Below are 18,415 nucleotides of genomic sequence, written 5' to 3' on the forward strand. Positions count from 1 at the left end.
ACGGTTCACTGCCGTTCGTGCAGAACCTGGTCGACCAGCCCGTACTCCAGGGCGGTCTCGGCGGTGAACACCCGGTCGCGATCGGTATCGCGACGCAAGGTCTCCGGGCTCTGACCGGTGTGCTTGGACAGGATCGCCTCGATCGCCGCCCGCATGCGTACGATCTCGTCGGCTTGCAGGATCAGATCGGGAATCGTGCCCTGGCCGCGAGTCGCGGGCTGGTGCAACACGATTCGGGTGTGTGGGAGCATCGCCCGGTGTCCCGCCTCGCCACCCGCGAGCAGCACCGCACCGACCGCGATGGCCTGACCGACACAGGTGGTGTGCACGGGCGCCTTGATGAAGCGCATGGTGTCGTACACGGCGAGCATGGCCGACAGGTCGCCACCCTCGCAGTTGATGTACAGGCTGATCGCCTGACCGGGGCTGTCGGATTCCAGGTGCAGCAGCTGTGCGATGAGCGCGTTGGCGACACCCGAGTCGATGGGTGTGCCCAGGTAGACGATGCGTTCGCTGAGCAGATGCGAGTAGATGTCGGTGATGCGTTCCCCACCGCGATGCTGGGAAACCACATTCGGAATGGTGTAACTGGTCATGGCAGCTCCTAGGCCGTGATGCCGATGCGGCGGCGATTGGGGACGACCTGGTCGAAGGACTCCACCACGTGGTCGATGAAGCCGTACTCGAGGGCCTGGGTGGCGGTGAACCAGCGGTCGTGCAGGGAGTCCTCGTAGACGCGGTCGAACGGTTGGCCGGTGTCCTCGGCGATGAGGCCGAGCACGGTGTCGACGGTGTAGCGCAGGTCGTCGGCCTGTACCTCCACCTCGACGGCGCTGCCGCCGATACCCGCCGAACCCTGGTGCATGAGGATGCGGGCGTGCGGCATCGCGTACCGCTTACCCGGCGTCCCGGAGGACAGCAGGAATTGCCCTGCGCTGCAAGCCAATCCGAGCGCGAGGGTGGACACCTCGCACGGCACCAGCCGCATCACGTCGCGGATGGCGAGCATCGACGGCACCGAGCCGCCGGGGGAGTGGATCCACAGCGAGATTCCCGCTTCGGGTGCCTGGGCGGCGAGGGTGAGCATCTGGGTGATGAGCAGGGTCCCGTTGTCGTCGTCGAGCGCACCGTCGAGCACGAGAATCCGCCGCCCGAACAACTGCTCACGCATCCGCCAACTGAACATCGGTGCTTTGTCGTCGTGTGCCATGAGTCAACGGTGCCTCGCGCACACCACGATTCGCCGCCGATGCTGCCCCCAGCAGATCTGCTCACAGCAGCGAACACGGCGACACCGGCGTACGGCGGGGGCGCCCCACGAGTACCGCGATGACAGCAAGGTGTTCAGCGGGTGGCGGAGGCTCCGAGATCTCTCGCACACGCATCCAGGATGTTCCCGAAGACCATCGCGGCGATCGGTGTGGTGAGCCGGGTGATCGCGTCGGCGGCGAACGGGGCTTTCACCTCGCCGACTCTCGACCCTCGGTAGTAGTTCCACCGGGGCGAAATGCGTCGAGCTAGCCAGTGCCGGAAACGGCCGATGGCCCCGATCCGGCGAGATCGGGGCCATCGGGTCCGTGCGCTATTTGGCGTCGAATTCCCTTGCGCGCAGCGAGCGTTCGATCCCGGCGCGGCCTTCCGAGACCAAGCGGTACAGGGCGGGCGGGTGGTCACCCGCGAGGAACTCGTCGGCCTTGGCCATCGCTTCCTCGGTGATCGCCCAGTGCGGGTACAGGCCGACGACGACGGTCTGGGCCACCTCGCTCGAGCGGCGTTCCCAGACGGCGGGAACCTCGGCGAAGTAGCGGTCGACATACGGGGCGAGCAGTTCGCCCTGGCCCGCGGGGGCGAAACCGCCGACGATGGCGCGGGCGGTGATGTTGGGGACCGTGTCGTCGCCCATCACCGTGTTCCAGGCCTGTTCCTTCACCGCCGCCAGCGGGCGGGCCGCGCGGGCGGCGGCGGCCTGGCGCTTGCCCGCCGCGGTCGGGTCGCGGTCCAGTTCGGCGTCGATCACCGGGGACTCGAGCCCGTCGGCGTCGATGCGGCCCGCGGCGGCAAGTGCGGTGACGACGCGCCAGCGCAGGTCGGTGTCGACCGTGAGCCCGCCCAGGCCGACCTCCGCCGGATCGCCGTCGAGCAGCCGGGCGAGCACATCGGTGTGCCGGGTGTCCAGCTCGGCCCCGGTGAGCGCGTTGACGAACGCCAGCTGATGATCCGAACCCGCCTCGGCGCCGCGAGCCAGTTCCAGCAGCCGATCGGCGAAACCGGGCCAGCCCTCCTGCTCGGCCCACCCGGGCTCCGCGTAGCTCGAGATGGCGGTCGCGGCCTGCATGAGCAACCGCTGCACCACCCCGATCTCGGACTCGGCACCGATCCCGCGCTGCACGAGCGCGACGAAATCGCGGGCCTTCATCTCGGCTTGCCGGGTCATCTCCCAGGCCGCCGACCAGGCCAGTGTGCGCGGCAGGGATTCGGCGATGTCACCGACGCGGTCGACGACCACCGCGAGCGACTCGGGGTCCAGGCGCAGCGAGCAGTAGGTGAGGTCGTCGTCGTTGACCAGCACCAGGGCCCCGCGCGGCACCCCGACCAGCTCCGGCACCTCGGTCCGCGCGGCGGCGTCAAGGTCGAGCTCGACGCGCTTGGCACGCACCAGCTTTCCGTCGACATCGTCGTAGACACCGATCGCGATCCGGTGCACGCGGTACTCGCCCGCACCCGGTGCGGCGCCCTCCTGCACCACCGCGAAACTCGAGAAAGTGCCGTCTGCCGCGACAGTGAAATCGGGCCGCAGGATATTGAGGCCGGTGGTCTTGAGCCACTGGGCACCCCAGTCCGACAGGTCACGCCCTGACGCCTTCTCCAGCGCCGACAGCAGATCGTCGAAAGTGGCGTTGCCGTAGGCGTGTTCGGCGAAGTAGTCGCGCAGACCGGCCAGGAACGGCTGCAACCCGACATAGGCGACCAGCTGCTTGAGCACCGAGGCGCCCTTGGCGTAGGTGATGCCGTCGAAGTTCACCTCCACCGCGTGCAGGTCGGGGATGTCGGCCGCGATCGGGTGGGTCGAGGGCAGCTGGTCCTGGCGGTAGGCCCAGGACTTCTCCACATTCGCGAAAGTGGTCCAGGCACTGGTGTATTCGGTCGCCTCGGCCTGGCACAGCACCGACGCGAACGTCGCGAACGACTCGTTGAGCCACAGGTCGTCCCACCACTTCATGGTGACCAGGTCGCCGAACCACATGTGCGCCATCTCGTGCAGCACCGTCTCCGCGCGGCGCTCATACGACGCGCGGGTCACCTTGGACCGGAACACGTAGTCCTCGAGGAAGGTGACCGCGCCCGCGTTCTCCATCGCGCCCGCGTTGAACTCCGGCACGAACAGCTGGTCGTACTTGCCGAAGGCGTACGGCACACCGAAGTTCTTGTGGTAGAAGTCGAAACCCTGCTTGGTCTCGGTGAACAGCCGCTCGTAATCCATGTGTTCGGCCAGCGAGGCCCGGCAGAACAGGCCGAGGGGGATCTCGCCGTGGGTGTCGGAATAGGTGTCGGTCCAGGTGGCGTAGGGACCGGCGATCATGGCGACCAGGTAGGTGCTCATCCGCGGCGTGGTCGCGAACGTGTGGCGCACGACCGCGCCGATCTCGTGCCGGTCGATATCGGCACCGTTGGAGACGACAACCCAGTCGCTCGGCGCCGTCGCGACGACGTCGAAGGTGGCCTTGAGGTCGGGCTGGTCGAAGCAGGCGAACATCCGCTTGGCGTCGGCGGTCTCGAACTGCGAGTACAGGTAGACCTTGCCGTCGGCCGGGTCGACGAAGCGGTGCAGGCCCTCACCGGTGTGCGAGTACTCGCAGTCGGCCACCACCACCAGCTCGTTGTTCTCGGCCAGGTCCGACAGGGCGATACCGGTCTCCTCGGCGTAGGAACTCACATCGAGCTCCCGACCGTTGAGCACCGCCGAGCGCACCCGCGCCGCGACCAGATCGATGAAGGTGCTCGCCCCCGGCTTCGCGGTGAAGGTGACGGTCGTCGTCGAACCGAAGGTGTCCGACACCGCCGAATCCGCCCCGCGCGGCTGATCGGTGAGGTCGAGCTCGATCCGGTAGTTGTCCACGGCCACCACGGCCGCGCGTTCGACCGCCTGGTCGCGGGTGAGATTCGGGGCAGACATTGATCTCCTTCGTCGTCGACGAACACAGCACGCCTCGCGCGCTGCGGCCTCGGCCGCGCGCACATCAGCGTCCACAATGCCACTTGCCGCCGACACCCGCTCACGAGTTTCGGCCCCCTCGGTACAGTGCCTACGGAAAAGTTCGCACCTACCAGGAGGCTCGACGTTGAAGCATGTGCACGCCGGGAAAGTCCGTGACCTCTACGAGGACGGCGACACCCTGCTGCTCGTCGCGTCGGATCGTGTCTCGGTCTACGACGTGGTGCTGCCGACGCCGATCCCCGGCAAGGGCGCACTGCTGACCCAGCTGTCGAACTGGTGGTTCGAGTACTTCACCGACATTCCCAACCACGTGGTGTCGGCCACCGATGTGCCCGCCGAGTTCGCCGGTCGCGGTATCCGGGTGAAGCCGCTGAAGATGCTGCAGGTCGAGTGCATCGCGCGCGGGTACCTGACCGGGTCGGGGCTCAAGGAGTACCAGCAGTCGGGCACCGTCTCCGGTATCGCGCTGCCCGCCGGCCTGCGTGACGGCGACAAACTGCCCGAGCCCATCTTCACCCCCTCCACCAAGGCCGCCGAGGGGCACGACGAGGCGATCAGCTTCGCCGACGTGGTGAACCAGGAGGGCCGCGAGGTCGCCGAGAAGCTGCGGGACCTGACCCTCGAGATCTACACGCGCGGTGCCGAGCACGCGGCGAAGGCGGGGGTGATCGTCGCCGACACGAAGGTCGAATTCGGCTGGGACGGTGAGGTTCTCACGCTCGGTGACGAGGTGCTCACCTCGGACTCCTCGCGTTTCTGGCCCGCGGACGAATGGGAGCCCGGTCGCCCCCAGCGCTCCTTCGACAAGCAGTTCGTCCGCGACTGGTCCACCTCCACCGGCTGGAACAAGGAATACCCCGGTCCGGAGATCCCCGCCGACGTGGTCGAGGCGACGCGGCGCAAGTACGAAGAGGCCTACGAGCGCATCACCGGCGAGAGCTGGACGGGTACCCGGGGATAGTCGTCGCCGCGCGCGTCAGTGCACGGGTGCGGCAACACCTTTCACCGCGCAGATGTGGTCCATCTGCTCGTTTCCCCATTCGCCGAGGGTCACCAGCGCGGCGTTGAGCGACACCCCGCGCTCGGTGAGGGAGTACTCCACTTTCGGTGGGACCTGCGCGTAGATCTCACGGCTGATGATGCCGTCGTGCTCCAGCTCGCGCAGCTGCTGGATCAGCATCTTCTCGGTGACACCGGGGACGAGGCGTTTCAGGTCGCCGAAGCGCTGGGTGCCGGTGGACAGGGCCCACAGGATCAGGGCCTTCCATTTGCCGCCCACCACGTCGAGGGCGGCATCGATGCCGCACGAATACGGATGCTGTCGCTGCTTCATCTCCGCCTTACTTACTTTTTTGTAGGTATTGCACTTCACAGTCGGTACTTGTGAAGTCTAGCGCAACGGGCGAATCTGGGAGTGCATCGCCGAGCGACGGCGACAACCTTTCGGACTAGGGGAGCAATGAGCAACTCGATTGCGGTACAGCGTGTTTCGGTGATCGGCCTCGGCGCGATGGGTGCCGCGCTCGCGAAGGCGCTGCTGGCGGGTGGTCACGAGGTGACGGTGTGGAATCGCACCGCCGCGCGGGCCGAACCGCTGGTCGCCGAAGGCGCGACGGTGGCGACCACTTCGGCCGAGGCGATGGCGGCCGGGGACCTGGTGATCCTGTGCGTCCTCGACGACGCGGCGGTGCGTGAGCACGTGGAGCCCGCCGCCGAGCAGTTGCGCGGCCGCGTGCTGGTGAACCTGACGACCACCACCCCGGAACAGGGGCGCTCGCTCGGCCGCTGGGCCGAGGCGAACGGCGTGGAGCTCATCGACGGCGGCATCATGGCGGTGCCGTCGATGATCGGCGGGCCCGCGGCCTTCCTGCTCTACAGCGGTAGCACCGCCGCGTTCGACCGGTTCCGGCACGTCCTCGATCTGTTCGGGCGCGCCGAATGGGTCGGTACGGACTACGGTGCCGCGGCCATGTACGACCTGGCGATCCTCGGCGGTATGTACTCGATGTTCGCCGGCTTCCAGCAGGGCGGGAAGATGGTGCGCACCACCGGTGGTTCGGCCGCCCACCTGGCCACCCTGATGGGCCCCTTCCTGCAGGCGATGGCCGGGATGTTCGCTCAGTACGCACCCGGCATCGACGACCCGGCGAGCTACGTTCCCGAGCAGAGCGCCGACTTCACCGCGGGCGCGCTCACCACCATCAACACCGCCGCGGACGAGGCGGGTACGCCTTCGGAGTTGCTTCAGGTGCTCCTGAAGACGGTGCCCGGCATCTGAGCCCGAGTACGCGGTCCGATCGTGCGAAAGATCCGCGATCGGACCGCGCTGTGTGCCCGGCAACAGGGGGCGGGGTCAGGCGTTCACCAACTCGGCTGCGAGGAGTTCGTCGACGAAGCCCTCGGCCCGCGCGTCGAACGCGGCGTAGTGCGCGGCCCGCGCGTCACCCGCGATGGCATCACCGATCACCAGATTGCCTTCGGCGTCGATGGATTGGGGCTGGTCCTCGGCATCGGGCAGCAGGCCGACGCGGGAATCGGCGAAACCGCTGTAGTACGCCAGGCCCTCGTTGAGCTGGGCCTCGAGTAGCTGCTGCATGCCGGGAACGATCGCGTCGCCCGCGGTGGCGCCCGCCAGACCCAGCCACAGGATGCGTTTGCCCGCCAGCTTCGGCTTGCTGCGGCCGTAGGCGAAACCGTAGTTCCAGACGCTGTCGATCCAGCCCTTGAGCATGGCGGGAACGCTCTGCCAGTACACAGGGAACACGACGACGATCACGTCGGCGGCCTGGACCCGGCGCATGTGCGCCTCGGTGGTCGCCGAGTACACCTTGTCGCGATTGCCCCATTCGGGCTGGTCGGCCACGGTCATCCGGGGGTCGAAGTTCTCGCGGTGCAGGTCGAGGAAGTCGATCGCGTACCCGGCGGCGATGAGCCGGGCGACCGCGCGGTCGGCGACATGAGCCGACAGCGAATCGGCGCGGTGATGCGACAGGACCACCAGGGCCCGCCGGTCGACCGCCGATTCGCCCGCGCTCGCGGCGCGATCGAGGCCGGTGGGCGCGGGAGGCGTTGCGGTGCGAGCGGATTCGGGTGTGGCGGAGGGCTGCGACATGGTGACTCCCTGGTCGTCGGTGGTGCGGGCGGTGTGCCCTGTGCTTCGAGTCAACCGTGAATCGCGTGGACGATCTATGGGTGATCATCTCCAGTCGATAGGAATTCGTCTACGCTGGTGGCGTGGATCCGTTGAGTTCGCTGTTGAGCGGCATTCGTGCCGAAGGATCGGTCGTCACCCACGCCGTGCTGCGGTCGCCGTGGACCATCCGCTTCGCCGACCGTGCGCCCCTGGTCATGGTCACCGTCCTGCGCGGCGGCGGCACTCTGGTGCTCGCCGACGGGTCGTCGACCCGGCTGGTGGCCGGTGACACCGCCGTCGTCCAGGCCTGCGAGCCGTTCCATCTGGCCGATACCCGGGCGGCGCTCGACCGCCCGCACATGGGCTACGAGCTGTCGTGTTTCGTGCCCCGTGGTTTCGGCCCGGCCGATCTCGCCTGTGCCACACCGGAACTCGTCGAGACCGCGACCGGCGCGCCCGAGGAGACCTCCCTCATCGTCGGCGCCTATCGGGCGTCCGGGCGGCGGCACGAACGGCTGCTGCGCGCCCTGCCGCCGGTGATGGTCGTCAGCGACGACCCCGAGGTCTGCGCGTGGCTGGAGCAGTCCGCCGCCGACGCGGTCCGGCTCAGCGCGGGCTCACAGGCATTGATGGACCGGCTCCTGGACTGGGCGTTGGTGTGCACGCTGCGCACCTGGCTTGCGGCACAGCAGCATTGCGCGCCCGCCTGGTATCGCGGCATGGCCGACCCGGTCGTCGGGCCCGCGCTCGAGGCCATCCACAACGATCCGTTCCGGCGCTGGACGGTGGCCGATCTCGCGGCCGAGGCGGCGGTGTCGCGGGCCCTGTTCGCGCGCCGGTTCAGTGAGGTGATGGGCGAGACTCCGCTGGCCTATCTCACCGAATGGCGGATGGCCGAGGCCGAGGAACTGCTCGCCGACCCGAATCGCAGCGTCGCCCAGGTGGCGACCACCGTCGGCTACTCCGATGCGTTCGGGTTCAGTGCCGCCTTCAAACGTCTTCGCGGACAGAGCCCTTCGGAATTCCGCTCCACTCTGCGTCAGCCTGCCCTCGCGCGGGCGTGAGTCACGGCGTCGGTGCGGTACCCGCGAGGTGCTCGGCCAGGCGCTGCAACAGCGGACGCTGACCCTTGACCAGCTTGGGTTCGGCGATCGCCGGGGCGAACCAGCCGACCCGGTCGATCTCGGGGAACTCGCCGAGGCGGCCCGAGCGCGGCGGCCACTCCATGGTGAAGGTGCCCGGGACGACCGCGTCCGGATCGAGGTCGCCCTCCACGGCCCACACCGTGACCGTCTTGCGGCGCGATCCGCTGCCGTACTGCACGTCACCGAGTGCGATCCACGGCCCGTCCGGCACCGGCAACCCGAGCTCCTCGGTGAACTCACGTGCGGCGGCCACCTCCGCGGATTCGACCCCGATCTCGTACTCGCCCTTGGGGATCGACCACGCCGACTCGTCCTTCTTCGCGAACAACGGTCCGCCCATGTGCCCGATCAACACCTCGATCCCGGCCTCGCCACGCCGGAACACCAGTACACCCGCGCTGTAGACATCCACGCCGTCGAGTCTGCCAGGTGCGGGAAACGCGGTGGCGGGTCAGTCGAGGGCGTCGACGAAACGGGTGAGCAGACGGGCGAATTCGGTGCGCTCGGTGGGGGTCCAGCCGGACATGGCGCGGTCGAAAGCGCTCTGGCGGCGTCGATGGGCCGCGGCGAGGATGTCGGTGCCCCGGTCGGTGAGCTCCAGGAGTGACCGTCTGCCGTCGGTCTGATCGGCCACGCGGCGCACCGAGCCGTCGGCCACGGCGGCGGCCACCAGCTTGCTCGCGCGCGGTTGGTCGACGGCGAGGGCAGCGGCGACGGTGGAGACGGTGGGGTCCTGGTGTGCCTCGATGACGTCGAGTACGTCGAACACCTGCCCGGTCGGCGTGTCCGGCGACAGCGCCCGTCTGGTTTGGCGGCGCCGGATCCCGATCATCGCTCGTTCGATGTGCTCGACCTCGTTCACGCCATCATGATAGCCTTTTGCATGTACATGTCCTTTGACATGTACATGCGTTGGGAGGTTTCTCATGGCTGAGCGTCGGCTCATCGGGTACCAGGTCAAGCGGCTGGACCAACTCATCGAGGCCGCTTTCGACCGTGCCGTGGAGGCCGTCGGCATGACACGCCGCGAGTGGCAGACACTCTCGACGATTGAGCGTGACCACCCCGATCGTGCGGAATTGGTGCGGGCGCTTCGCCCGTTCTGGGAGCTCAACGGCGAATCCGTCGATGCGGTGATCCAGGGCTTGACCGAGCGCGGCTGGATCACCGGTGCATCGACGGGCCGTCGGGAACTCACGTCGGCAGGTCGTCGCGCCTACGAGTCGGCGACCGATTCGGTGGGGACCATCCGGCGCCGCATGGCCGACGGCATCGACGCGGACGAATTCACCGCCTGCACAAGGACTCTCGAACGCATGATCGCGAACCTCGAGTCGGCGACATGAGCCGCACGCTCACAATTCGGTGTTCGGGTCCGCCAGACGCTCCGGGTCGACCGGTTCGCCCGAGGTCACCAGTTCCTTGATGCGATCGGTGACATCCCAGACATTGACGTTCATGCCCGCGCGCACGCGGTTGTCCCGGTCCAGCCAGAAGGCGACGAATTCCGGTTTCGCCACGTTGCCGCGGACGACCACCCGCACGTCGTCGTCGCGACCGACATAGCCGGTGTACTCCATGCCGAGGTTGTACTGGTCGGTGAAGAAATAGGGGAGGCGGTCGTAGGTGGCGGGCTTGCCGAGCATCGTCAGCGCGGCCACCGCAGGCTGATTCAGGGCATTGGCCCAGTGCTCCACGCGTACCCGCTTGTCGAGCAGCGGATGCAGCTCCTCGGCGATATCGCCGACAGCGACAACATCCGGGTCGCTGGTGCGCAGGGACTCGTCGACCAGGATGCCGGTGCCGGTGGCCAGCCCGGCGGCTTCGGCGATCTCGATATTCGGCTGCGCGCCCACCGCGACCAGCACCGCGTCGGCGGGCACCACCTGGCCGTCGTCGAGCTGCACGCCCGTGGCCACGCCGTCCTCGGTGAGGATCATGTCGACGACGACACCGGTACGCAGGTCCACACCGTTGCCGCGATGCAATTCGGCGAACACGGTGCCCATCTGCGGACCGAGCACCGACACCAGCGGCAGCTCCGCCGCCTCGAGTACCGTCACCTCCAGCTGCCGCGCCCGCGCCTGCGCGGCGACCTCTAGCCCGATCCAGCCCGCGCCGATGATCACCAGCCGATGCTTCGAACGCAGCACCTCGAGCAGCCGATCGGAGTCACCGATGGTGCGCAGGGTGTACACATTGCTCGCGTCGGCGCCGGGAACGTCGAGGGTGCGCGGACGCGACCCGGTGGCGAGCGCGAGCTTGTCGTAGGACAGGGTGGAACCGTCCGGCAACGACACCGTTCTCGCGGCCGGATCGAACGCCTCGACCGTGGTACCCAAGCGCAGGTCGATGTGGTGATCGCGGTACCAGGCCGGCGAATCCACCGTGAAATCCGGCAGCTGCTGATCACCGGCCAGGTGCTGTTTCGACAGCGGCGGGCGCTCGTACGGTAGATCGTCCTCGGCCGCCAGCAACGTCACCTGGCCGTCGAAATCGTTGGCGCGCAAGGCTTCGGCCAGTTTGGCGCTTGCCAGCCCACCACCGACGATCACGAAATGCTGATTCGAGCTCATACACGGACTCCTTCTCACGGACGTTCCGGTTTCCCTCGCCGTCGAGCCTAGCCGCGGGCGGCGATGAGGGGAACGAATCCGGCGCCGGCACGGTTGCACCAACCAGCGGGCCGCCCTGTCCGCACGCAGCTGACCGAGAGGAAGACCCGTGAGCGATCAGGCCACCAAGGATCTCGCCGAATTCTGGTTCGACCCGCTGTGCCCGTGGTGCTGGATCACCTCGCGCTGGATCCTGGAAGTCCAGCAGGTACGCGATATCGAGGTCCGTTTCCACGTGATGAGCCTGGCCGTGCTCAACGAAGGCAGGGACCTGCCGCCGCAGTACGTCGAACTGATGGCCGCGGGCTGGGGCCCGGTGCGCGTCGCCATCGCCGCCGCCCAGAAGCACGGCGAGGAGATCCTGGCCCCGCTCTACACCGCCCTCGGCACCCGCATCCACGACCGCAAGGCCGAGTTCGAAGGCGCGACCACGCAGGAAACCCTGACCGCCGTGATCGCCGACGCCCTCGCCGAACTCGACCTCCCCGCCGAACTCGCCGAGGCCGCCGACAGCACCGACTACGACGAGGCGCTGCGGGTGAGCCACCACGCGGGCATGGACAAGGTCGGACCCGATGTGGGCACACCGACCATCCACGTCAACGGGGTCGCGTTCTTCGGACCGGTGCTCTCGCGCATCCCGCGCGGCGAGGACGCGGGACGGGTGTGGGACGGCGTCGTCGCCCTCGCCTCCTACCCCCACTTCTTCGAGCTCAAGCGCACCCGCACCGAAGAGCCTGTGTTTGATTAGCGCCTCGAATCCGAGGGGCGATACTGCGGCTTCGCCGTTACGTCTCGCCCCTCGGATCCGAGGCGGCCGAAAACCCGTGGTGGTTGCGGATAGGGCTCAGACTGGTTTCGGGGGCTGGGTTGGGGGCGCTGTTTGCAGGGGGTAGCCGCCTGGGGGTGGGACCATTCCTGGGTGTGGTGGGCTCGGGTGCCAGAACATGGGGCCCGGTTTGCTGCGGTCGCGCAGCGCCCACATTCGCCAGGTGAGGACCGGGTGGCTGGACATGGCGTTCACCAGCAGGACGAAGCCGCCCTTCTCGGTGGCGGCCCGGTCTGCCATCTCGTCGAAACCGACCTCCGTATTGAGGTACTTGCCCGCCGCGAGGGTGGCCATGGCACCGGCCGCGCCCTGGTGGCGGTTGCAGAAGCCGTGATTGTCGGCGGTGTACTCCTGCGCGCGGATCAGCGACGACCCGAGAATCGGCAGGTACGGCGCGACGAACATGCCGAGCTGGCGCCAATACGACACGTGACCAGCGGCGATATGGCCCACCTCGTGGCCGATGATGAAGGCGAGCGCGTCGGGCTCGCGTGCGGCGCCACCGATCTCGAACAGGTCGCTGTAGACCACGACGAACCGGCGGAACCCGTGGCCGGAGGCGAAGGCGTTGATCTGGCCGTTGCCGAGGATCACGTACGCGTCGGGCGCCTTCGACATCCCGAACCGCGCGGCCGCCTCCTGCACCATCCGGTACCCCTCGGGGAACTGGGTGGGTGACATCTTCACCCCGTTGATCCGCATACGCGCGAAATTCATGCCACGTCCGGCCCACAGCAGCACCGGCGCGAACAACAGAATCAGCACGTACGGGCTGGTCAGCAGCGAACCCTGGGCCTCGGGTTGTCCCTGCGCGTCGACCACGGGCTCGGCGACCAGCTCCACAAGCAACATCAGGATCGCCAGCAGATAGGCCACGCCGGTGATCATGATGACCACCACGAGCAGCGGGATCTCCCACGGATGCCGCGCGGGCATCCCGAACGGCGACAGTCCACGCGGCATCGGCTGCGTGGCCCCCGGCGGGCCGCCCGGCGGGTAGAAGCCTTGCGGCGCAGACGGATACGCACCCGTGGGCGGCGCGGGAAACGCGCCGGTCGGTGGGCTGGGCTGCTGCCACGGCGACGACCCGGCGAACCCCGGCTGCCCCTGCGGCCACGGGGGCGGCGGATATTCGCCCGGCCGCGGTGCGGGCTGGTCGGCGGGGGTGGCGTCGCTCGGCCGGTCGGCGGGTTGGCCGGAACGCTCCGGTGGGGGACCTGCCGAATGCGGTGAATGCGGTTCGTGCGGGTGCATGAAACGACTCTAAGCGCGCCTGCGACAATCGCAGCCATGCGCGTTTACCTGGGTGCCGACCATGCCGGTTTCGAACTGAAGAATCACGTCAAGGCCCATCTGCTCGAGGCCGGACACGAGGTCGTCGACTGCGGCGCCCTCGAATACGACGCTCTCGACGACTACCCCGCCTTCTGCATCGAAGCGGCGCGGCGCACCGTCGCCGACCCGGGCTCGCTCGGCCTGGTCTTCGGTGGCAGCGGCAACGGCGAGCAGATCGCCGCCAACAAGGTCCCCGGTGCCCGCTGCGCCCTCGCCTGGAGCGTCGAGACCGCCAAGCTGGCCCGCGAACACAACAACGCCCAGCTCATCGGCATCGGCGGCCGCATGCACACCACCGAGGAAGCCCTCGCCATCGTCGACGCGTTCATCGCCCAGCCCTGGTCGGAAGAACCCCGCCACCAGCGCCGCATCGACATCCTCGCCGACTACGAGAAGTCCGGCGAGGCCCCCGCAGTCCCCGCTTACTGAGAGAGTGCCTGAAGGCCACACCCTTCATCGCATTGCGCGGCTGCATCAGGAGCGGTTTGCTGGTGCGGCGGTGCGGGTTTCGAGCCCGCAAGGCCGATTCGCCGATGGAGCCGCGCTGGTGGACGGGCAGGTGCTGGAGCGGGCCGAGGCCTACGGGAAGCATCTGCTGCATCACTATGCGTCCGGGCTGACGGTGCATGTGCATCTCGGGTTGTACGGCACCTTCAGTGAAGTCGAGTTGCCGATGCCCGCGCCGGTGGGGCAGGTGCGGATGCGGATGGTCGGTGCCGCGACGGGATTCGGTACCGACCTGCGCGGGCCGACCGCGTGCGAGGTGCTGCACCCGCCGGAAGTGGAGGTGCTCACCGCCCGCCTGGGGGCCGATCCGCTGCGCCCGGACGCCGACCACGAGCGTGCGGGGGAACGAGTCCGTCGCTCCCGCAGGGCGATCGGGGCGCTCCTGATGGACCAGTCGGTGATCGCCGGCGTGGGCAACGTCTACCGCGCCGAAGTGCTGTTTCGGCACGGCATTTCACCGTTCCGGCCGGGGACGTCGATCAGCGCGGCCGAATGGGACGCGCTGTGGGCCGATCTCGTCGAACTCATGCCGACCGGCGTGGAAACCGGCCGCATGCATGTGGTGCGCCCCGAACACGACGCCGGCGCACCGTCCTACGCCAAGGATCGCCCACGCACCTACGTCTATCGCCGCCAGGGAGAGCCGTGCCGCGTCTGTGGCACCCCCGTCTCCCACGGCACGATGGAAGCCCGAAACCTGTTCTGGTGCAACGTCTGTCAGCCCCGCTGACGAAAACACCTCGGCCACGGTCGAAACCGTGGCCGAGGTGCGCAGAGAAGTTCGACCGAGTCCGGGCCGCGAAGTGCAGGCTTCGCGATCCGGACTCAGCCGGCGACCGCCGTTCCCAGTTCGGGGTCGCCCGATTCGGCGAGGGCGAAACGCCGCCCGCCCGCCGATTTCGCCGAATACATCGCGCGGTCGGCGCGACGCAGCAGGTCGGTGAAATCGCACGTTTTTCCCGGTGGGCAGAACGCGGTGCCCACGCTGGCCGACACCGGCACCGGGCCCGCGCTCGACCACACCGGGTCGCGCAGGGCGGCGACCACACGGTGCGCCAGCTCGCTCAGGGTGTCGCGGCGCGGATTGGCCGCCACGACGAACTCGTCGCCACCGTACCGGCAGATCACGGTGTCGGGCGGGCACACCTCGCGCAGCCGGTTGGCCAGCTCGACGAGCACCTCGTCACCGATCGCATGTCCGTAGCCGTCGTTGATCTGTTTGAAGCGGTCCAGGTCCACCACAAGCACCCCGACCCCACGGGTCGGGTCGGCGGCGAAGGCGCGCACCCGTTCCTGCAGGAGTGTGCGGTTCGCCAGGTCGGTCAGGGCGTCGTGGGTGGCCTCGTGGCGCAGGCGGTGCTGCAGCGCGGCGATCTCCTGCACGCGCAGCGACACCTTCGCCGAGATGTTCTGTTCCTGTTGCGCCAGTGCGCGCTCCTGTAGTGCCTGGGCGTAGCTGTCGATGGCCTGGCTGGCCACCAGTGGCCAGCGGGTCGCCACCAGGGAACCCGGCACCCCCGAGGGGAAGCCGAGCAACCAGCGGGTGGCATGGGCCAGCATTCTCGTCCGTTCGAACGGCGCCTCGGCCAGCCGTGCGCCGAGCTTGCGCGCCTGCGGTACCGGGAACGGTTCTGTCCTCGCCAGGTGCAGCAGGCGCTCGACGATCTCGATGAGCACAGGCTCCAGCTGATGCGGTGCCACGGACGATCCCGGTTCGGCACACACCGCGCGAGCCCAGGCGCGGGCCATCGCGGCGACCGGTGGCTCGATGTGTGCGGACATCGACATCACCGGTGGAAGGTGGCGACGGTCTTGCCACCTCGATCGTTCGCACTGCTACGCGGTTGGGTCCGCCGAGTTCGGCACACGCTCACCGCCCCCTTTCCAGATACCCCCGTCCGGCAAAAAGGATCCTAGCAAGCCACTCGAGACACAAAAGCCGCGTTCTGGAACGCGTTGCAGTCTCTCGCGAATGGCGATCGGCTATGACATCGCTACAGCCGCCCGGGCGTTACACACTTCGCGAAAAAACTTTGGAAACACCGAAACGTGCAGCGTGTTGCCCGATTTCGGGCGGTGGGCGTGTTGTCGCCATGGTCCCTCCTGGCAAAGGTGTCGCGCCGACCGGTAGGGCCGCCGCGCGCTCTTTTATGGTGGCCTACCCGCCGCCCCCGTGCCAGGTTTTCGAGGAAAATTCTCCTTTATATTCCCCCGGGTGGAGCAGGCGTCGGTCCCCTGAGACGCAACCACCATCGTGTCCGGTACCCGTGGTCCCGCAATAGGGCCTAAGGGCCCTAATCGGGCGTGGAAAGAGCGGGACTCACCGCAGCGTCGAGACGTTTCGCGGGGCCGGATTGGCGTTCGGCGCGCGGGATTCGGTACAGTCGTGGCGCACACGACATCGTGGCGATCCCATCGATGTCGTATGCCTGCGGGTGTAGTTCAATGGTAGAACCTCAGCCTTCCAAGCTGATGGTGCGGGTTCGATTCCCGTCACCCGCTCAAACATGACTTCCCTCGACGGCGTGAACCGCCCCGGGGTATCGGGGTGTAGCGCAGCTTGGTAGCGCATCCGCTTTGGGAGCGGAGGGTCGCAGGTTCAAATCCTGTCACCCCGACCATCACGACGAACGCGCCCCGATAGGGTGGCGCGCATGTCCACTACCTCACGGGTCGCGATCGTCACCGGTGCCGCACGCGGAATCGGTGCCGCCGTCGCGAAGAAGCTCGCCGCCGACGGTCACGCCGTCGCCGTTCTCGACCTCGACGAAGCCGCCTGCGCCGACACTGTGTCGGCCATCGAAGCCGCCGGGGGAACCGCGCTGGCCGTCGGTGCCGATGTGTCCGACGAAGACGCCGTCGCCGCAGCCGTCGAACGGATCGCCGGCGAACTGGGCGCGCCGACCGTGCTGGTGAACAACGCGGGCGTGCTGCGCGACAACCTGCTGTTCAAGATGTCGGTGCAGGACTGGGACATCGTCATGAACGTGCACCTGCGCGGCGCCTTCCTGATGACGCGCGCCGTGCAGAAGTACATGGTGGAGGCGAAGTTCGGGCGCGTGGTCAACCTGTCGAGCACCTCGGCGCTCGGCAACCGTGGCCAGGCCAACTACTCCGCCGCCAAAGCGGGCATGCAGGGCTTCACCAAGACCCTCGCGTTCGAGCTCGGCAAATTCGGTGTCACCGCCAACGCGATCGCCCCCGGTTTCATCGAGACCGAGATGACCGCGGCCACCGCAGCCCGCGTCGGCGTCGACTTCGAGGCCTTCAAACAGGCTGCGGCGGCACAGATTCCGGTGAACCGGGTGGGTACGCCCGACGACATCGCCCACACCGCCTCGTTCCTGGTGAGCGAAGGCGCGGGCTTCGTGTCCGGTCAGGTCATCTATGTGGCAGGCGGTCCCAAGGACTGACGCTCACGCGCAGCGGAAACGGAAGTCCGCACGTGTCTCGGTGCCTGCGGTGACCGTGAGCCGCACCGGTTCGGTGTCGGCGAGGCCGCAGCCGCCCGGCACCGTCGCCACCCGCGCCTCGTAGCAGCCGTCCGGCAGCGCGACGCTCGCGCTGCCGTCGGCGCCGCTCACCAGCGTGGTGACGACGTCGTCGGCGCCGCAGGCGCGGACCTCGATATCGGCCCGGTTGACCGGCATCGGTTCGGAACCGGTGATCGCGCGAACGGTGAGTGTCCCGGTTCCCGGCGGCGCCGGATCGGCGCTCGCCACACCGGCGATCATCAGTGGAGCCAGAACGGACAGTGCGAGCAAACTACGGCGCATGAACCTCTCCTCGTCGATGAGTCGGGTCGTCCGCTGCTGATGGTAGGCGCTATTCGGGCACCGGTGTGATACCCGCTCGTTCACACCAGACCTGTTCGGCGGGCACCGACGGGGTGTCCAGCTCGGGGTAGCGCAGAGCCGACAGCGTGCCGCCGAACACCACGCCGGTGTCCAGGCACAGCGTGTTGTTGACCCACTGCAACGCCGTGACGGGTGTGTGCCCGTAGACGACCACCGGCGCTCCCCGATAGTCCTGCGCCCAGTCGTAGCGGATCGGCAGACCGTGCACGTCCACCTCACCGGTGGGCGCACCGTAGAGCGCGAACGAGCGAGCCCGCCCGGATGTGCTGCCGTGCAGGCTTTCCGGTAGTCCCGCGTGGGCGACGACCAGCCTGCCCCGGTCGAGCAGGTAGTGGCCGGGCAACTCGCGTAGGAAAGCCTGTGCGGCGGCGCGGAATTCGTCGTCCTCGTCGGCCAGCTGGGCCAGGGAATGCTCCAGCCCGTGCGCGATGCGCACATTGCGGCCGTCGAGGGCGCGCACCAGTTTGTAGTCGTGATTGCCCGCCACGCACAGCGCCGTACGGGCCGCGACCATGCCCATCACCAGCCGCAGCACACCGGGCGTGTCGGGGCCACGGTCGACGAGATCACCGACGAACACCGCCGTGCGACGCTCGGGATGCGCGGCCGCGACCGGCCTGCCCTTGTCGTCGCGCTCGACGACGTAACCCAGCTTCCCGAGCAGTGCCTCGAGCTCGGCGCGGCAGCCGTGCACATCCCCGATCACGTCGAAGGGACCGCGGAGGTCGCGGCGGTCACGCGGGAGTATGTCGATACGGCGTTGCTCGGTCATCGCCTC

The 18,415-nt window shown here is 68.2% G+C and carries 19 protein-coding genes, 2 tRNA genes and 1 pseudogene; 10 read left to right on the forward strand and 12 right to left on the reverse strand.

Going from position 1 to position 18,415, the window contains the following annotated elements; genetic code table 11:
• Nucleotides 1-5: 5 nt before the first annotated feature.
• From NI2_RS04165 to pepN, 3 genes are all read right to left on the reverse strand, one after another.
• Nucleotides 6-596 carry a ClpP family protease gene (locus NI2_RS04165; RefSeq protein WP_067486173.1) on the reverse strand — a complete coding sequence of 197 codons (591 nt, stop codon included), beginning with the start codon at nt 594-596 and terminating at the stop codon, nt 6-8.
• Between the two features lie 8 nt (nt 597-604).
• Complete coding sequence (locus tag NI2_RS04170; RefSeq protein WP_067486178.1) at nt 605-1,210, reverse strand: ClpP family protease; 606 nt, start codon at nt 1,208-1,210, stop codon at nt 605-607.
• A gap of 372 nt (nt 1,211-1,582) precedes the next feature.
• Nucleotides 1,583-4,174 (reverse strand): aminopeptidase N, encoded by a 2,592-nt coding sequence (gene pepN / locus NI2_RS04175; protein ID WP_067486180.1) that lies wholly within the window; start codon nt 4,172-4,174, stop codon nt 1,583-1,585.
• A gap of 166 nt (nt 4,175-4,340) precedes the next feature.
• Here pepN and NI2_RS04180 point away from each other — a divergent pair, with 166 nt between their 5' ends.
• On the forward strand, nt 4,341-5,177 hold the full coding sequence (locus NI2_RS04180) for a phosphoribosylaminoimidazolesuccinocarboxamide synthase (RefSeq protein WP_067486182.1): 837 nt from the start codon (nt 4,341-4,343) through the stop codon (nt 5,175-5,177).
• A gap of 15 nt (nt 5,178-5,192) precedes the next feature.
• On the opposite strand, the gene NI2_RS04185 is transcribed toward NI2_RS04180, so the two are convergent.
• Nucleotides 5,193-5,549 carry a winged helix-turn-helix transcriptional regulator gene (locus NI2_RS04185; protein ID WP_067486184.1) on the reverse strand — a complete coding sequence of 119 codons (357 nt, stop codon included), beginning with the start codon at nt 5,547-5,549 and terminating at the stop codon, nt 5,193-5,195.
• Between the two features lie 126 nt (nt 5,550-5,675).
• On the opposite strand from NI2_RS04185, the gene NI2_RS04190 reads away from it, so the two are divergent.
• The gene (locus tag NI2_RS04190; protein WP_067486186.1) at nt 5,676-6,494 is read left to right on the forward strand and encodes an NAD(P)-dependent oxidoreductase; all 819 of its coding nucleotides are present in this window, start codon (nt 5,676-5,678) and stop codon (nt 6,492-6,494) included.
• A gap of 75 nt (nt 6,495-6,569) precedes the next feature.
• Here NI2_RS04190 and NI2_RS04195 read toward each other — a convergent pair whose 3' ends face one another.
• Nucleotides 6,570-7,328, reverse strand: a complete 759-nt coding sequence (locus NI2_RS04195) for an NAD(P)H oxidoreductase (protein WP_084475967.1) — start codon at nt 7,326-7,328, stop codon at nt 6,570-6,572.
• A 122-nt stretch (nt 7,329-7,450) separates the two neighbouring features.
• Here NI2_RS04195 and NI2_RS04200 point away from each other — a divergent pair, with 122 nt between their 5' ends.
• Entirely contained in the window at nt 7,451-8,413 is a 963-nt protein-coding gene (locus tag NI2_RS04200) for an AraC family transcriptional regulator (RefSeq protein ID WP_067486187.1), read from the forward strand.
• A 1-nt stretch (nt 8,414) separates the two neighbouring features.
• On the opposite strand, the gene NI2_RS04205 is transcribed toward NI2_RS04200, so the two are convergent.
• Nucleotides 8,415-8,906, reverse strand: a complete 492-nt coding sequence (locus NI2_RS04205; RefSeq protein WP_067486188.1) for an NUDIX hydrolase — start codon at nt 8,904-8,906, stop codon at nt 8,415-8,417.
• Between the two features lie 39 nt (nt 8,907-8,945).
• Complete coding sequence (locus NI2_RS04210) at nt 8,946-9,356, reverse strand: MarR family winged helix-turn-helix transcriptional regulator (protein ID WP_084475889.1); 411 nt, start codon at nt 9,354-9,356, stop codon at nt 8,946-8,948.
• Nucleotides 9,357-9,420: 64 nt separating this feature from the next.
• Between NI2_RS04210 and NI2_RS04215 the strand changes: the two genes are divergently transcribed.
• Nucleotides 9,421-9,840 (forward strand): MarR family winged helix-turn-helix transcriptional regulator, encoded by a 420-nt coding sequence (locus tag NI2_RS04215; RefSeq protein WP_067486191.1) that lies wholly within the window; start codon nt 9,421-9,423, stop codon nt 9,838-9,840.
• A 9-nt stretch (nt 9,841-9,849) separates the two neighbouring features.
• Here NI2_RS04215 and NI2_RS04220 read toward each other — a convergent pair whose 3' ends face one another.
• A complete protein-coding gene (locus NI2_RS04220) occupies nt 9,850-11,070 on the reverse strand; it encodes an NAD(P)/FAD-dependent oxidoreductase (protein WP_067486193.1) in 1,221 nt (406 codons plus the stop codon).
• A 148-nt stretch (nt 11,071-11,218) separates the two neighbouring features.
• Here NI2_RS04220 and NI2_RS04225 point away from each other — a divergent pair, with 148 nt between their 5' ends.
• The gene (locus NI2_RS04225) at nt 11,219-11,860 is read left to right on the forward strand and encodes a mycothiol-dependent nitroreductase Rv2466c family protein (protein WP_067486195.1); all 642 of its coding nucleotides are present in this window, start codon (nt 11,219-11,221) and stop codon (nt 11,858-11,860) included.
• A 96-nt stretch (nt 11,861-11,956) separates the two neighbouring features.
• Here NI2_RS04225 and NI2_RS04230 read toward each other — a convergent pair whose 3' ends face one another.
• A complete protein-coding gene (locus tag NI2_RS04230; protein ID WP_371851935.1) occupies nt 11,957-13,192 on the reverse strand; it encodes a M48 family metallopeptidase in 1,236 nt (411 codons plus the stop codon).
• 36 nt (nt 13,193-13,228) lie between these two features.
• On the opposite strand from NI2_RS04230, the gene NI2_RS04235 reads away from it, so the two are divergent.
• Nucleotides 13,229-13,702, forward strand: a complete 474-nt coding sequence (locus NI2_RS04235; protein WP_067486200.1) for a ribose-5-phosphate isomerase — start codon at nt 13,229-13,231, stop codon at nt 13,700-13,702.
• Between the two features lie 4 nt (nt 13,703-13,706).
• The gene (locus NI2_RS04240; RefSeq protein ID WP_067486202.1) at nt 13,707-14,510 is read left to right on the forward strand and encodes an Fpg/Nei family DNA glycosylase; all 804 of its coding nucleotides are present in this window, start codon (nt 13,707-13,709) and stop codon (nt 14,508-14,510) included.
• A gap of 95 nt (nt 14,511-14,605) precedes the next feature.
• On the opposite strand, the gene NI2_RS04245 is transcribed toward NI2_RS04240, so the two are convergent.
• Entirely contained in the window at nt 14,606-15,562 is a 957-nt protein-coding gene (locus tag NI2_RS04245; RefSeq protein ID WP_067486965.1) for a GGDEF domain-containing protein, read from the reverse strand.
• Nucleotides 15,563-16,211: 649 nt separating this feature from the next.
• On the opposite strand from NI2_RS04245, the gene NI2_RS04250 reads away from it, so the two are divergent.
• From NI2_RS04250 to fabG, 3 genes are all read left to right on the forward strand, one after another.
• A tRNA-Gly gene (locus tag NI2_RS04250) sits at nt 16,212-16,282 on the forward strand.
• Between the two features lie 42 nt (nt 16,283-16,324).
• Nucleotides 16,325-16,401 (forward strand) — tRNA-Pro (locus NI2_RS04255).
• Between the two features lie 33 nt (nt 16,402-16,434).
• Nucleotides 16,435-17,193, forward strand: a complete 759-nt coding sequence (fabG, locus tag NI2_RS04260) for a 3-oxoacyl-ACP reductase FabG (protein ID WP_067486204.1) — start codon at nt 16,435-16,437, stop codon at nt 17,191-17,193.
• 3 nt (nt 17,194-17,196) lie between these two features.
• On the opposite strand, the gene NI2_RS04265 is transcribed toward fabG, so the two are convergent.
• Both NI2_RS04265 and NI2_RS04270 read right to left on the reverse strand, forming a co-directional pair.
• Complete coding sequence (locus NI2_RS04265; protein WP_133734014.1) at nt 17,197-17,556, reverse strand: hypothetical protein; 360 nt, start codon at nt 17,554-17,556, stop codon at nt 17,197-17,199.
• A gap of 79 nt (nt 17,557-17,635) precedes the next feature.
• Nucleotides 17,636-18,373, reverse strand: a pseudogene (locus tag NI2_RS04270) (metallophosphoesterase); the annotation flags it as partial.
• Nucleotides 18,374-18,415: the final 42 nt, after the last annotated feature.

This window comes from Nocardia ignorata NBRC 108230 (assembly GCF_001612905.1).
GTDB classification, from domain to species: domain Bacteria; phylum Actinomycetota; class Actinomycetes; order Mycobacteriales; family Mycobacteriaceae; genus Nocardia; species Nocardia ignorata.